This window comes from Klebsiella sp. CN_Kp075 (genome assembly GCF_040065055.2).
Taxonomy (GTDB): domain Bacteria; phylum Pseudomonadota; class Gammaproteobacteria; order Enterobacterales; family Enterobacteriaceae; genus Klebsiella; species Klebsiella aerogenes.
In genome coordinates, this window is the sequence record NZ_CM198050.1 from 4,562,128 (window position 1) to 4,576,754 (window position 14,627).

At 53.9% G+C, this 14,627-nt stretch carries 15 protein-coding genes and 3 tRNA genes; 6 read left to right on the forward strand and 12 right to left on the reverse strand.

Annotated elements, in window-relative coordinates:
- Positions 1-11: 11 nt before the first annotated feature.
- The 10 genes from deoA to ABLV78_RS21750 all read right to left on the reverse strand — a co-directional run bounded on the left by deoA (position 12) and on the right by ABLV78_RS21750 (position 8,958).
- On the reverse strand, positions 12-1,334 hold the full coding sequence (gene deoA, locus ABLV78_RS21705; RefSeq protein ID WP_045395933.1) for a thymidine phosphorylase: 1,323 nt from the start codon (positions 1,332-1,334) through the stop codon (positions 12-14).
- A gap of 113 nt (positions 1,335-1,447) precedes the next feature.
- Positions 1,448-2,227, reverse strand: a complete 780-nt coding sequence (gene deoC, locus ABLV78_RS21710) for a deoxyribose-phosphate aldolase (protein WP_023325440.1) — start codon at positions 2,225-2,227, stop codon at positions 1,448-1,450.
- Positions 2,228-2,635: 408 nt separating this feature from the next.
- A complete protein-coding gene (locus ABLV78_RS21715) occupies positions 2,636-3,421 on the reverse strand; it encodes a metal-dependent hydrolase (RefSeq protein ID WP_047043900.1) in 786 nt (261 codons plus the stop codon).
- Positions 3,418-4,491, reverse strand: coding sequence for a patatin-like phospholipase family protein (locus ABLV78_RS21720; protein ID WP_047043898.1), 1,074 nt, complete (start codon positions 4,489-4,491; stop codon positions 3,418-3,420). The genes ABLV78_RS21715 and ABLV78_RS21720 overlap by 4 nt, the downstream gene beginning before the upstream one ends.
- A gap of 151 nt (positions 4,492-4,642) precedes the next feature.
- Entirely contained in the window at positions 4,643-4,804 is a 162-nt protein-coding gene (locus ABLV78_RS21725) for a DUF1328 domain-containing protein (protein ID WP_015368384.1), read from the reverse strand.
- A 123-nt stretch (positions 4,805-4,927) separates the two neighbouring features.
- Positions 4,928-5,539 (reverse strand): molecular chaperone OsmY, encoded by a 612-nt coding sequence (gene osmY / locus ABLV78_RS21730; protein WP_020079668.1) that lies wholly within the window; start codon positions 5,537-5,539, stop codon positions 4,928-4,930.
- 217 nt (positions 5,540-5,756) lie between these two features.
- On the reverse strand, positions 5,757-7,346 hold the full coding sequence (gene prfC, locus ABLV78_RS21735) for a peptide chain release factor 3 (protein ID WP_047043896.1): 1,590 nt from the start codon (positions 7,344-7,346) through the stop codon (positions 5,757-5,759).
- Positions 7,347-7,437: 91 nt separating this feature from the next.
- A complete protein-coding gene (yjjG, locus tag ABLV78_RS21740) occupies positions 7,438-8,115 on the reverse strand; it encodes a pyrimidine 5'-nucleotidase (RefSeq protein WP_045395924.1) in 678 nt (225 codons plus the stop codon).
- Between the two features lie 14 nt (positions 8,116-8,129).
- Positions 8,130-8,576, reverse strand: a complete 447-nt coding sequence (gene rimI, locus ABLV78_RS21745) for a ribosomal protein S18-alanine N-acetyltransferase (RefSeq protein WP_015368389.1) — start codon at positions 8,574-8,576, stop codon at positions 8,130-8,132.
- A complete protein-coding gene (locus tag ABLV78_RS21750; RefSeq protein ID WP_045395927.1) occupies positions 8,545-8,958 on the reverse strand; it encodes a DNA polymerase III subunit psi in 414 nt (137 codons plus the stop codon). Before ABLV78_RS21750 ends, rimI begins: the two co-directional genes overlap by 32 nt.
- Positions 8,959-9,060: 102 nt before the next feature.
- On the opposite strand from ABLV78_RS21750, the gene rsmC reads away from it, so the two are divergent.
- The 4 genes from rsmC to ABLV78_RS21770 all read left to right on the forward strand — a co-directional run bounded on the left by rsmC (position 9,061) and on the right by ABLV78_RS21770 (position 10,579).
- The gene (gene rsmC, locus ABLV78_RS21755) at positions 9,061-10,089 is read left to right on the forward strand and encodes a 16S rRNA (guanine(1207)-N(2))-methyltransferase RsmC (RefSeq protein WP_045395931.1); all 1,029 of its coding nucleotides are present in this window, start codon (positions 9,061-9,063) and stop codon (positions 10,087-10,089) included.
- A 172-nt stretch (positions 10,090-10,261) separates the two neighbouring features.
- Positions 10,262-10,348, forward strand: a tRNA-Leu gene (locus ABLV78_RS21760).
- Positions 10,349-10,376: 28 nt separating this feature from the next.
- Positions 10,377-10,463 (forward strand) — tRNA-Leu (locus tag ABLV78_RS21765).
- Between the two features lie 29 nt (positions 10,464-10,492).
- Positions 10,493-10,579 (forward strand) — tRNA-Leu (locus tag ABLV78_RS21770).
- Between the two features lie 21 nt (positions 10,580-10,600).
- Here ABLV78_RS21770 and ABLV78_RS21775 read toward each other — a convergent pair.
- Positions 10,601-10,840, reverse strand: coding sequence for a DUF1435 domain-containing protein (locus ABLV78_RS21775; protein WP_045395533.1), 240 nt, complete (start codon positions 10,838-10,840; stop codon positions 10,601-10,603).
- Positions 10,841-11,105: 265 nt separating this feature from the next.
- Here ABLV78_RS21775 and ABLV78_RS21780 point away from each other — a divergent pair, with 265 nt between their 5' ends.
- Both ABLV78_RS21780 and fhuF read left to right on the forward strand, forming a co-directional pair.
- Positions 11,106-12,152 carry a GGDEF domain-containing protein gene (locus ABLV78_RS21780; protein ID WP_045395530.1) on the forward strand — a complete coding sequence of 349 codons (1,047 nt, stop codon included), beginning with the start codon at positions 11,106-11,108 and terminating at the stop codon, positions 12,150-12,152.
- 112 nt (positions 12,153-12,264) lie between these two features.
- Positions 12,265-13,053 carry a siderophore-iron reductase FhuF gene (fhuF, locus tag ABLV78_RS21785; protein ID WP_045395528.1) on the forward strand — a complete coding sequence of 263 codons (789 nt, stop codon included), beginning with the start codon at positions 12,265-12,267 and terminating at the stop codon, positions 13,051-13,053.
- A 37-nt stretch (positions 13,054-13,090) separates the two neighbouring features.
- Here the strand turns inward: fhuF and ABLV78_RS21790 are convergent, their stop codons facing one another.
- The gene (locus ABLV78_RS21790; RefSeq protein ID WP_045395526.1) at positions 13,091-14,434 is read right to left on the reverse strand and encodes a PTS sugar transporter subunit IIC; all 1,344 of its coding nucleotides are present in this window, start codon (positions 14,432-14,434) and stop codon (positions 13,091-13,093) included.
- Positions 14,435-14,627 lie beyond the last annotated feature (193 nt).

The following is a 14,627-nucleotide window of genomic DNA, read 5'->3' on the forward strand; positions in this document are numbered from 1 at the left end:
TCAGTATATCGCTACTTGGTGATTCGGCGATAGACCGTCGGTGTAATTTCTGGGGCTTGAGCGTCCAGTTTAATTGCCGCTTTCACGGCTTTGGCCGCCTCCTGCCAGCTGGATTCATCTTTCGCATGAATCACCGCCAGCGGACGTTCGCCATCGACTTTATCGCCAAGGCGCGCCATATCAGTAAAACCAACGCTGTAGTCAATGGTATCGGATGCCTGACGACGACCGCCGCCCATCGACACCACCGCCATCCCCAGCGCGCGGGTATCCATATCAGAGACAAATCCGGCGCCTTCAGCATAGACCGCTTTGCTCAGCATTGCCGTCGGCAGGTATTTCGCATAGTTTTCGACAAAGTCGTTCGGCCCTTTCTGCGCCGCCACCATGCGGCCAAAGACTTCCGCCGCTTTACCGTTATCCAGCACCGCCTGCAATTTCGCGCGCGCCTCGGCGTCATCCGCCGCCAGCTTGCCGGAAATCAGCATTTCCACGCACAGCGCCATGGTTACATCGTACAGACGCGGGTTACGGTATTCACCAGTCAGGAACTGTACCGCTTCGCGAACTTCAACGGCATTACCTGCGCTGGAGGCCAGCACCTGGTTCATATCGGTTAACAGTGCGGTCGTGCGCACGCCGGCGCCGTTGGAGACGCCAACGATCGCTTCGGCAAGCGCTTCTGAAAGCTCATAAGTCGGCATAAAGGCGCCGCTGCCGACTTTAACGTCCATCACCAGCGCATCCAGACCTTCCGCCAGTTTCTTGGCCAGGATCGATGCGGTAATCAGCGGGATGGAATCCACCGTCGCGGTAATATCGCGGGTGGCATAGAAACGTTTGTCAGCCGGCGCGAGCGAGCTGGTCTGCCCGATGATCGCCACGCCGACATCTTTAATAATTTCGCGGAATCGCGCGTCGTCCGGGAAGATATCGAAGCCCGGGATCGCTTCCAGTTTATCAAGCGTACCGCCGGTATGGCCGAGGCCGCGCCCGGAGATCATCGGTACGTAACCGCCGCAGGCGGCAACCATTGGCCCCAGCATCAGCGAGGTAACGTCACCCACGCCGCCGGTCGAGTGTTTATCAACGATCGGGCCGTTGAGGTTAAGGCTTTTCCAGTCGAGAACGGTTCCTGAATCCCGCATCGCCATGGTCAGCGAGACACGTTCCGGCATAGACATATCATGGAAGAAGATGGTCATCGCCAGCGCGGCGATCTGTCCTTCAGAGATAGTATTATCGCGGATGCCGTTGATGAAAAAGCGAATTTCTTCATCGCTTAATGCATGACCATCACGTTTTTTACGAATAATTTCTTGTGCGAGAAACACGGTAACCTCCCAAATGGTATCAATTGCCGGATGGCGACGCGAACGCCTCATCCGGCCTACAGGCATCAATTCGTAGGCCGGATAAGCGCATAACCATCCGGCATATCAAGGGATTAGTAGCTGCTGGCGCTCTTACCGTCGCCGTGACCCAGGGCTTTCAGCAGGCTAGCCAACAGGCTTGATGCGCCAAAACGGTAGTGACGGGAATCAGCCCAGTCGGCGCCGAACAGTTCATCGGCAATCGCCAGGAACTGCTGCGCGTCTTCCGCGCTGCGCACGCCGCCGGCAGGTTTGAAGCCAACGGTTTTCTCAACGCCCATATCGCGGATGACTTCCATCATGATGCGCGCGCTTTCCGGCGTCGCATTCACCGGCACTTTACCGGTAGAAGTTTTGATGAAATCCGCGCCCGCTTTAATAGAGATTTCAGATGCCTTACGAATCAGCGCCTCTTCTTTCAGCTCGCCGGTTTCGATGATCACTTTCAGCAGCACATTCGCCGCCGCACAGGCGTCTTTACAGGCTTTCACCAGCTCAAAACCCACCTGCTCGTTACCAGCGATCAGCGCGCGGTACGGGAAAACCACATCCACTTCATCCGCGCCATAGGCGATTGCCGCGCGGGTTTCCGCCAGCGCGATATCGATATCGTCGTTACCATGCGGGAAGTTGGTCACCGTCGCGATACGGATGTCCGGGGTTCCTTGCTCATTCAGCGTCTTACGGGCAATCGGGATAAAACGCGGGTAAATGCAGACTGCAGCGGTATTGCCCACCGGGGTTTTTGCCTGATGGCACAGCGCGATCACCTTCTCATTGGTGTCGTCATCATTCAGGGTGGTCAGATCCATCAGTTTCAACGCGCGCAGGCTGCTTGCTTTTAAATCAGTCATTTCATACTCCGACGGCGTGTTGCCGGTTCAATAGTTTGTTCACCATGCGAGCCTGTTACTATTGTAACATCCGCTCGCCATTACACTTCGACATTCATCACAGTTAATGAAAACTAGTTACTAATTTGCATTACTGTAACGTGATACAACTCACAATTACCTACCATTTACTTCGATCCTCATCGTGAGGTCCTGTTTAAGCATAATTGGCAAATCGAAGCTCATGCTGATGTTATTATTCTAACATAACGAAACGTATTATCTCGACGTTGTGGCGCACAAATTGTGCAATACCGGGACAGAAAAACACTTTCGCATTGAAATTTAATAGATTTTATATTTACCAAAAATGATGGGATTGTCACAATATGTCAAAACCGGGACGATTTTGTCCAGAATGTGGGGGCGTTAGAGGGTTAGCGCGGTAAAGAGGCTTTTGGTATTCGCCAGTAGCGCCGCTTCAATTTCCTGCGCCGGTTCCGCGCGCAGTTCACAGAGCGCGTCAAAGACGCGGGCCGCCTGTTCCGGGCGGTTCGGCTGCCCCTGAAAACCATTGAGCGGCATATCCGGAGCATCGGTTTCCAGCAACAGCGAAGAAAGCGGCAGGCACGCCATGACATCACGAGTTTTGCTGGCGCGGGGATAGGTAATGGTGCCGCCGACGCCAATCTTATAGCCCAGCTGTACAAAACGTTCCGCCTGCTGCAGGCTGCCGGCAAAACCATGCACCACCCCAGCGCGCGGCAGGTTATGTTTTTTTAGCAACATCGCCAGCTTATCGTGGGTGCGCCGCGAATGCAGGATCACCGGCAAATCGTAACGCTTCGCCAGCTGCAGCTGCGCTTCCAGCAGCGCCTGCTGGCGATCGAATTGCGGATCGTCGCGGTAGAGATCGAGGCCAATCTCTCCGACGGCCACGAGTTTCGGATGACGCTGTGCAAGATAGCTTTCCAGTTGCGCTAATCCGTGGTCATCATGCTGTTCGATAACAATAGGATGCATCCCTAGCGCGGCATACAGCGGCTCGTGTTGCTCCGCCAGCGCCAGCACGCGAGCAAAGCGCGCGGCGGCTATCGACGGCACGATAATACGCCCAACGCCGGCCTGCGCCGCCCTCGTGATACTCGCGGGTTCATCCTCTGTAAACGGGGGAAAATCGAAGTGACAGTGGGTATCAATAAAGCGTAACGTCACGCCAGATCCTCGTTATTAAAGCTGGGGTCATTAGCCTGCGGCGCGGTGATAATCGCCTGTTGCGGCGCTTCATTCGCCACCGGCAGCGGCGGCACCACCAGCGGCGTCGGCCTTGCCACACGCGGCGCATGGCGTAACAGCGGCGGTTGTTCGGTCAGCAGCTTCCCTACCGTGGCAAGGAAGTAGCGGCCGCACTGGCGCCCGGTTTTATAATCTTCCAGCAGCGCCGGCAGACGGCTGCCAAGCGCCATACTGCGCAGCGGCCGCTGCGGATAAATTTCGAATATCCGCAGTTTACCCGGCGGTTTTTCAATAAACTGCTGCGTCGCGCGATAGGTGGTTTCATGGTGCTGTACCAGGTTCACAAAAGGCTGCAGGCTGCTTTCTCCCAGCCAGCGTTCCATTCGTTTAAACCACTGCGGGGTGTAGAACATCTGCGAAGGGACGGTACGGATCACCACGATAGTCTGTGCGCCGCGGCGCGCCGCCTCCTGCACAGGGATCGCATCGCTGACGCCGCCATCGAGATAATTCACGCCATCCAGCAGGACACCGCTACGGTAGAAGCCGGGAATGGCGCTGGAGGCGCGGATCAGGTCGAGCCAGGTCTGGCGGGTGGGGGAAAAATAGTTTGCCGTGTAGTCGTCACCGCGGCAGGCGCACATCCACAGCTCTTTACCCAGCGCAAACTGCTCCTCGGCATAGTTCATCGCCAGCGGCATTTGTTGCGAAGTGGAATCGACCAGCCAATCGAGATCGATAAGATTGCCGCCGCGAACAAAGCGCATCGGGTCGAAAAACTGCCTTGAGGTGGTATAACGCGTAATGACTTTGCGGGCGTAGCCCTGCTGATTACAGATATAAGCGGAGATGTTTTGCGCGCCAGCGGAAGTGCCAAGCATCAGGTCGAAAGGGTTAAATCCGGCGCGCATGAATTCGTCCAGAACCCCGGCTGTGAAAATACCTCGCTGACCACCGCCTTCGCACACCAGAGCAAGTTTGCCTGGACGGAAGGGTTTTACCGCTAACGGGGCAATATTGCCCAACGTCACGGGAATGCGCTGCCCCACCCTGCTTTCCTGTTTGTTTATTTTCTGTCATTAAAGTAACGCAAATTGTCGTCCCCTGAAACCGCAAAAGCCAGTCACATTGACTGGCTTTATGTAAGACGTTATGTCATCACTGCGCGGTTATTGATTCACGCCTTTCGGCATATCGCCTCTAGGGTCGTTTTCGACCGGTAAACAGGCTGACCAGGAAAATGATAATACCGACAACAAAGACGATTTTAGCCGCCCACGCCGCGGTACCCGCCAGACCACCAAAGCCCAATGCGGCGGCAATCAACGCGATGATCAGAAAAATAATGCCCCATCTAAACATACTGTTCTCCTTACCATATGATTAACGGTCGCTTTTCTGCGCGCTCAGGCCGCGCATACATCAACCCTGCGTACAACTCGCTCAGCGGTCTCGCCGCTGGCGAATATCTTTTAATGAATACCCTTACTGCACTTTAAGATCGTTCTTCACGCTCTTAACACCGGTTACCGCTTTGGCAATGTCTGCCGCGCGATCGACCTGCTTGCTGGATTCCAGCGTCCCGGAGAGATGAACTACCCCGTTGCTGGTCTCCACCGTAACCTTACGCGACGGAACGATATCGTCCGCCAGCAGTTTGGCTTTGACTTCGCTGGTGATTGCGGTGTCGCCAGCATAGCCCTTCAGGCTGGCTGATTTTTCCCCCGCCACGGTCAGCTTATCGCTTACCGAACTCACTCCTTCGACGCCTTTCGCCGCGCTGACGGCCTGTGATTTTTGCTCAGCGCTCTCCACGGTCCCGCTTAAGGTCACGACTTTGTTTTCCGTTTTCACCGAGATATCGGTGCTACGGATACTTTTGTCATCAATCAGCGCCGCTTTAACACGGGCGGTGATCGTGCTGTCATCCATAAAATCGCCAACCTTGTTGATCGATTTATCGACGCTTTCTCCGGCGCTGGTCGCGGCAGCCTTCGCGCTATCGGTTGCGGTGGTTTCCGCATAGGTCGAGGCGCTTATCAACGCTGAGCCTAAGAAGAGAGGCAGCAATAGCCTGGCGCTCTTTAGTCTGGTCATTGGTATGCCCTCACGATGTCTGCTTTGGTAAAACAAATGGCTATTTATTCAGCCAGGTTTCTGAAAAGTGCTTAATAAATATAGTAGATGAGCGGAGATGCGGCGGAGGGTTTGAATAAAAAAGCTACGATTTGCGCAGATTTAAGAACTTTCTATGGTAAGGATGAAGGCGGACAAAACGGGCTGGAGCGCAGCATCGCCGCGCTCCAGAGAGATATTAGTGCTCGCGCGTTTTGCGGAACACCACATCAGGATAACGCTCTTGCGTCAGGTTCAGGTTAACCATCGTCGGGGCGATATAGGTCAGATTATCGCCGCCATCCAGCGCCAGCTGAACTTCGTTCTTACGCTTGAACTCTTCGAATTTCTTCACGTCAGTTGATTCAACCCAGCGCGCGGTGGCCACGTTGACGGATTCGTAAATCGCTTCAACGTTATATTCGCTTTTCAGACGCGCAACTACCACATCGAACTGCAGCACGCCGACGGCGCCGACGATCAGATCGTTATTAGCAATAGGACGGAAGACCTGTACCGCGCCCTCTTCAGAGAGCTGAACCAGCCCTTTCAGCAGCTGTTTCTGCTTCAGCGGATCTTTCAGGCGAATACGACGGAACAGTTCCGGCGCGAAGTTCGGAATACCGGTGAACTTCATCATTTCGCCCTGGGTAAAGGTGTCGCCAATCTGAATGGTGCCGTGGTTATGCAGGCCGATAATATCGCCCGGGTAGGCTTCTTCAACGTGCGAACGGTCGCCCGCCATAAAGGTCAGCGCGTCGGAAATCACCACGTCTTTGCCGATACGCACCTGACGCAGCTTCATGCCTTTCTCGTATTTGCCGGAAACCACGCGCATGAACGCCACGCGATCGCGGTGTTTCGGGTCCATGTTGGCCTGAATCTTAAACACGAAGCCGGTGAATTTCTCTTCTGCGGACGTCACTTCACGGGTATCAGTATTACGCGGCATCGGCGCCGGCGCCCACTCCACCAGGCCATCCAGCATATGATCCACGCCGAAGTTGCCTAATGCGGTCCCGAAGAACACTGGAGTAATTTCGCCCGCCAGGAACAGATCCTTATCGAACTCGTTCGATGCGCCCTGTACCAGTTCCAGTTCATCGCGCAGCTGCTGCGCCAGATCGTCGCCCACCGCGGCATCGAGTTCAGGGTTATTCAGCCCCTTAACCACGCGCACTTCCTGAATGGTGTGCCCTTTACCGGTCTGATAGAGGTAAGTTTCATCTTTATAAAGATGATAAACCCCTTTAAACAGCTTGCCGCAGCCGATAGGCCAGGTAATCGGCGCGCAGCCGATTTTCAGCTCATTTTCGACTTCATCCAGCAATTCCATCGGATCGCGGATATCACGGTCGAGTTTGTTCATAAAGGTGAGGATCGGCGTATCGCGCAGACGGGTAACTTCCATCAGCTTGCGGGTACGATCTTCGACGCCTTTCGCCGCATCGATAACCATCAGACAGCAGTCAACCGCCGTCAGGGTACGGTAGGTATCCTCGGAGAAGTCTTCGTGCCCCGGGGTATCCAGCAGGTTAACCAGGCAGTCATGATACGGGAACTGCATCACCGAGGTGGTAATCGAGATCCCACGCTGCTTTTCCATTTCCATCCAGTCGGATTTTGCATGCTGGCTGGAACCACGGCCCTTCACGGTACCGGCGGTCTGAATCGCCTGTCCGAACAGCAGCACTTTTTCAGTGATGGTGGTCTTACCGGCATCCGGGTGAGAAATAATGGCAAAAGTGCGGCGTTTGGCCACCTCTTGCAGATAAGGAGACAACGTCATAATTCAATCTTCTAAGTAAACGCGGCAATGGGCCGCGCATGTGGAATACGAAAAATTGCGGCTATTTTACCCATCAATGGGGGGGAGGCAATTAGTGTTTACACAGGAGTTGCTCCAGTTCGCTTAAAGAGGTCACCGTCCAGTCAGGCTGCAGGTCTGCCGGCAGCGTTTGCTGGTGCGCATTCAGCCAACAGGTGGCAAGCCCGGCGTTGACGCCGCCGCGGATATCCGACTCGGCGGTATCGCCGACCATCAATACCCTGTCGCGCGACGGATTACCCGCCTGCGCCAGCGCATAATCGAAGATACGCGCATCCGGCTTCGCGACGCCGACTTCCTCAGAAATAATCAGCAAATCAAAGTGATCGCGCAGGCCGGTACGCTCCAGACGAGTCTGCTGCAACGAGGTAAAACCGTTGGTGATGATGCCCATTTTTACCTTGCCCTGCAGCGCATCCAGCAGCGATACGGCGCCCGGCAGCGGCGCGCAGATTTCGGCCATCGCATTCATGAAAGCGTCGTTCAGTTCGCCCGGGGGGACGTTCAAACGTTCCGCCCAGCTATCAAAACGCTGATGCTGTAATTGTAGCGAGGTGATGGCGCCGTTTTGATAATCCACCCACAGCGGCTTATTAACGGCCTGATAGTCCTGAAAATCTTCGGCGGTAAATGTCACGCTATAGTCGAGAAACATCCGCTGTAAGCCGCTGAAAGAGTCAAACGTAAACAACGTTTCATCGGCATCAAAGAAAATCCAGTCCCATTTCATCGTTTCACCTTGTCTTACATACTGATTGGCAGAGCCATGATAATTGCGTCCTCACGCCCATCGGCCGTAGGGTAGTAATTGCGGCGGATAGTCGCCTCGTTAAAGCCTAAGCTTTCGTAGAGCGCGATGGCGGCGACATTCGATGCCCGCACCTCCAGCCACAGCGTAACGACGCCGAGTTTTTCGACTTCATCAATAACATGTTCCAGCAGTTCCCGTCCCAGGCCGCGGCGCTGGTATGCGGGGTCGACGGCGATGTTAAAAAGCGTCGCTTCATCAAGGACAATTTGGGTGATGGCAAAGGCCGCCATTTCCCCATCAACTGCTAGTTGGTAATTCAGATAACGTTCACCCTGATTGCTGGCAAAGGTTTGTTCGCTCCACGGAAAAGCGTGGGCGCGTTTTTCGATTTGCCAGGCTTTGGATAAATCAGCCGTGCTGAGGGTAGAAATCGTGTTCATGTGCGCAGATTTGTTGCCAGAGCGCGATGCGAGCCGGCACGCTGCTCTGAAGTTCATCAAAAACGGGCGTCGAGACCTGGGCGCCCGCCAGCGACAGCGGCGTCTCGCAGCCCAGTCGCCAGCTGTTGCAGCGGCTATTTTGCGGCAGCATGGCTACCCGGTCCGGCGTAAGTTGCAGCACCTGATCGGCATTAATCGAGAGCGCGCGCAGAATATCGCTAATTAGCGGTTCAGTCAGCGACGGCGGGGTTTCCGCCACCATCACCAGACGAATATGTTCAGGAAGCGAGATAGCGATTTCGCCCTGCAACGCCCCCGGGCGACGCAGCGACCACTGGGTAATCCCCAGTTGCTGTAATTGCCAGTCTCGTCGGGAAGTCATAGCGAAACACTCCTGTTAAACAAGCGCGCAATATAGCAAATCCGTCGTATCTGCGCCAACAAACTACTATAATCGGCGCCAGTCTTATTGAAGGAGTGTTTCATGTCAGCTTTTACCCCGGCAAGTGAAGTCTTGCTGCGCCACAGTGATGATTTCGAGTCCGCCCGCGTTCTGTTTGCCGGTGACCTGCAGGATGACCTGCCTGCACGTCTGGATACCGCGGCCAGCCGCGCTCATACCCAACAATTCCACCACTGGCAGGTCCTGAATCGCCAGATGGGCGATAACGTTCGTTTTAGCTTAGTAGCCGAGGCCGCCGACGTCGCCGATTGCGACACCCTGATCTACTACTGGCCGAAGAACAAGCCGGAAGCACAGTTCCAACTGATGAACCTGCTCTCTCTGCTGCCGGTGGGGATCGATATTTTCGTGATCGGCGAAAACCGCAGCGGCGTGCGTAGCGCCGAGCAAATGCTCGCCGAATACGCGCCGCTGAATAAAGTGGATAGCGCCCGCCGCTGCGGTCTCTACCACGGCCGTCTGGAAAAACAGCCCTCCTTCAACGCCGAACAGTACTGGAACGAGTACGCGCTCGATAACCTGACCATTAAAACGCTGCCGGGCGTGTTCAGCCGTGACGGCCTTGATGTTGGCAGCCAACTGCTGCTGTCGACTCTACAACCGCATACCAAAGGCAAAGTGCTCGATGTCGGCTGCGGCGCTGGGGTGCTGGCCGCGGTACTGGCCAGCCATTCGCCGAAGGTACGCCTGACGCTATGCGACGTCAGCGCTCCGGCGGTCGAAGCCAGCCGCGCGACGCTTGCCGCGAATGGTTTTGAAGGCGAGGTTTTTGCCAGCAACGTCTTCTCTGAGGTCAACGGCCGTTTTGACATGATCATCTCAAATCCGCCATTCCACGACGGCCTGCAAACCAGCCTTGAAGCGGCGCAGGCGCTGATCCGCGGCGCGGTCCGCCATCTGAACAGCGGCGGCGAACTGCGTATCGTGGCCAACGCCTTCCTGCCCTATCCGCAGGTGCTGGATGAGACGTTTGGTTTTCATGAAGTGATCGCCCAAACCGGCCGTTTCAAAGTTTACCGCACGGTGATGACTCGCCAGGCGAAGAAATAATCTTCGTTTCTCATCGGCGGCATGCTCGACGTGCCGCCGGTACTTCCCTGGGCTCTGAATAGCCCATTTTTGCAGCAATCGAGAAAACCTGCATAATTAACTATTGACGTGTCGCCGAAAACCACTAGAATGCGCCTCCGTGGTAACGATACTTTTATAGTGTCGATGGTATGCGAAGGTGGCGGAATTGGTAGACGCGCTAGCTTCAGGTGTTAGTGTCCTTACGGACGTGGGGGTTCAAGTCCCCCCCCTCGCACCATAATCCACGTTGATATCGCTCGCACTGTGCGAAGGTGGCGGAATTGGTAGACGCGCTAGCTTCAGGTGTTAGTGTTCTTACGGACGTGGGGGTTCAAGTCCCCCCCCTCGCACCAACGAGGCGATATCAGATTAAGAATACTGTGCGAAGGTGGCGGAATTGGTAGACGCGCTAGCTTCAGGTGTTAGTGTCCTTACGGACGTGGGGGTTCAAGTCCCCCCCCTCGCACCAATATTCTTACCCTTCTCTGTTTTATCCCATCAGCTTCAAATTCAACATTATCAGCATCATTCCACCGATCAGCGCTACGCTTGACGGCAACAGTACGAAATGACGCAACTGACGGTGCCAGATCATTGCCGCCGATAGTAGTAATCCCAGAGCAATCATCACGCGCCAGGCTTCTACCGGCAGGCCAATTATGCCTAACGCCATCACCAGTACGCCCGGCAGCAGAATTCCCCAACCACTCCCTAAAGCTCGCTGCAACATGGTTTCGCCTCTCACAATGATAATGATAACCAATATCATATGATAATTTTTATCATTTGTCATGCCGAGCCGTTTAACTTTTATTACTCTTGCACTCAGGAGTAATGACATACATTCATTGGGATGATAAATTAAGCAAATTAAATCTATATATTAAATTGTCTGATCATTTGCGCAGATAGCCTTATATTACGTGTTGTTTTATATTTTTCCCCTTTGGCAGCCATCATCTTGAAACTTAACTACTAATAATGATAGTACCAATATGACTGCACAAACCTGGCGGGCTCATTACGAGCAAAAATATCAGTATTCCTTACGACTTTTTTTATTACTTAATTGTGTTTCTGCCGCTCTGTCGCTGCTCAGCCCGCTGTTTACCATTGTCACCGTCACGCTACCGTGTGCGCTGATATGCGCGGCCAGCCTGGGCCTCTTGTTATGGAATTGGAAATTCCCACAACAGAAAATAAATATTCCTGTTATTTCTCTGTTATTTGGCATGCTATGGGCCTGGCACATCGTAATAAAAGCCTCATTGTTACCGCCACCGCATTTTAACTTCCTGGTTATCGCCTTATTAAGCATTCTGTTTATTGGAACTATCGCTTTTTCTAACAATATCATTGCCTTTACTCTACATTCCCTACCCACTTTTATTGTGTGTCTGGCGCTGGCTGGCGGAGAACAATGGATGCGGATGTTTTACTGCTTTGTCCTGCCGGTTGCCGGAATTACGTTGCAGAACATTATGCAAAAGCGCAGCGATAATTTTACCCAAGGGCTAATGGATAAACTGCTGCAAGAGCGTAACACCCTGAACGATCTCAGTATGCTTGATCCATTGACCGGCCTGTATAACCGTCGTGGCCTGCAAAACCGGCTGGATAACATCCTGACAGTGGATTCGCGCGAACATTTCATCCTGCTGTTGGATATTGATCACTTCAAAGCCTACAACGATAACTATGGCCATATGATGGGCGACCAGGCGCTAATTCAGGTCTCGGCGGCGATTCGTAATTCCGTGCGCTCACGCGATATCGTCGCTCGCTTTGGCGGTGAAGAGTTTATGGTGGTACTGACCAGTAGCACGGCGGAAACCGCATTCCAGACAGCAGAGCGTATTCGCCAGCGGGTTTACGATTTAAAAATCGCACACCGTTTTAATGAAAGCGTCGCCACCAATGTCACCATCAGTATCGGTATGACTCCGTTGGTGAATGGCGATATCGATAGTGCGATAAAACGCGCCGATAGCGCGCTATATGAAGCCAAAAACCAGGGGCGTAATATCATTCTCGTCAACTAACCCCTCCAGCCCGCCGCGAGGGATATGCGGCGCTGACAAATCGCTTGCGCTCCCTGCAACGAACAACTAGTATCAGCAATCATTATCATTTAGATTTGTATCTGGAAATCTGATGGCTTACCGTACCTTCTCCTTCAGCGATGAAATCATCTGGCGTGCGCCGCTTGCGCCCGTCGAGCATGCATTGGCGAATGCGGTACGGGAAAAGATCGCGGCGGTACGCCCGCATCTGCTGGATTTCCTGCGTCTGGATGAAGAAGCGCCGCCGCGTGCCCTAACCCTCGCGCAATGGTCGCAACCTACTACCCTTACTTCGCTGCTGGCTACCTATTCCGACCATATTTACCGTCACCAACCCAGCCAGCCGCGCGAACAAAAACCCCTGCTTTCACTGTGGGCGCAGTGGTATATCGGCCTGCTGGTGCCGCCGCTGATGCTGGCGTTACTCACTGAAGAACAGGCTATTAGCCTTGAACCGGAGCATTTCCGCGTTGAATTCCATGAAAGCGGACGCGCGGCCTGCTTCTGGATTGACGTGCATGCCAACCATGATGCGTTGACGCTTTCCGCACAAGCGCGTATGGATATGTTGGTCAATAAAGCGCTGAAACCGGTGGTGGAAGCGCTGGAAGCGACCGGCGACATTAACGGTAAGCTTATCTGGAGCAATACCGGCTATCTGATTAACTGGTATCTCGGTGAAATGAAAAATCTGCTTGGCGACGAGCGGGTGAACGCGTTACGTCAACACTGTTTTTTTGCAAAGCAGCAGACCAGTGGCGAGGATAACCCGCTGTGGCGAACGGTGGTCTTGCGTGAAGGTCTACTGGTACGCCGAACTTGCTGTCAGCGTTATCGCCTGCCGGACGTTCAGCAATGCGGCGACTGCACGTTAAAGTAATCATCTGACGGGCGGCAATATGCCGCCCGTTGTTATTTTACGCGGTCTGCTCGTTCTCCTGCGCCGCGCGCTGCGCCTCTTCAGCTTCCTGCGCCAGCAGCTGCTTTTCGTACACCTTAAAAAACGGGAAGTAGATGATAGCCGACACGCAAGCGAGAATAACGACCAGGATCGCCGCACGGAAATCCCATCCCAAAGCCCATGCGCCGCCAATCGGCGCTGGCGCCGTCCACGGCACAACGGAGATAACACGGCCGATCAGATCCAACTTCATGGCCGCCCAGGCAATGACTGCGTTAACCATCGGCGCCAACAGGAACGGAATAAAGAATACCGGGTTCATGACGATGGGCGTGCCGAAGATAACCGGTTCGTTAATGTTAAACAGGCTTGGCACCACGCTTAAACGGCCGATCGAGCGCAAATGCGCAGAACGACTGCGCAAATAACAGAACACCAGCCCCATCGTGGCGCCGGAACCGCCAACGACAATAAAGAACGTCCAGAACGCTTCCATAAAAATATGCGGCAGCGGTGCGCCCTGCGCCAGTGCTTGCTGGTTCATCCCCAGATTAGTGAGCCAGAACATCTGCAGCATACCGGAGACTATCGCCGCCCCGTGAATCCCGGCAAACCATAGCAGGTGGCCAATCAAAACCGCCAGTAAAATAGCCGGTAATGAATCTGCGGCAGAGACCAATGGCTTAAAGATAGCCATGATTGCCTGCGGGATCAGCATGTCGAAATGATGTTGGATAAACAAGCTCAGCGGATAAAGCGTCAGTACCACCACCAGAACTGGGATCAACAGATCAAATGAGTTTTTGATCATCGGCGGCACCTGATCCGGCAGACGGATCCCGATGTTGTGCGCCTTTAAGAAACGCATCATCTCTACACAGTAAATCGCCACCAGGATCGCGGTAAAGATCCCGGTGCCTCCCAAACTATCAACCGGCAGATTACCATTGGTTTTTGGCGCAGCGATCAGCAGGAACGCCATGATCGACAGCATGGCGCACATGAAAGGATCGAGCTGGTGCGCCTTTTCATAATGTTTGCCCAGGTTGTAGGAAATCGCCGCGCAGATATAAATGGACATGATGCCCATGGTCATATCAAAAGGCGTCAGAATGCGTCCTTCGAACTCTTTGGCTAAATCCAACCAGGCACGGGCGAAGCCCCAGGTGGTATCCGGTGAAAAAGGCGGATAAGCGAAGACTAAGAGAAAGGAACCTACGATCATAAACGGCATGGCCGAGATAAATCCGTCACGAATAGCCATGACGTGGCGCTGCGAAGAAATGCGCCCGGCAACGGGACTTATATAGTTCTCTACAAAGCGAAATATCAGATTAAACGCAGCATGGTTTGCAGACATAGCAGCCCTCCTGACAGGCTATCGAAACAGGCCCAACAACGGTAATCTTGCCGCTATGCTGAAATTAACTGCCTACGGACTGTGGCTGACCGGGATGTCAGGTCGCCATATTGTCAGCAGGAACATCTCATGCGCGGCTGTTAGTTATCTTTGGAACAGGGAGTTACCCTGTCAGTATTCATCGACGAGCGCG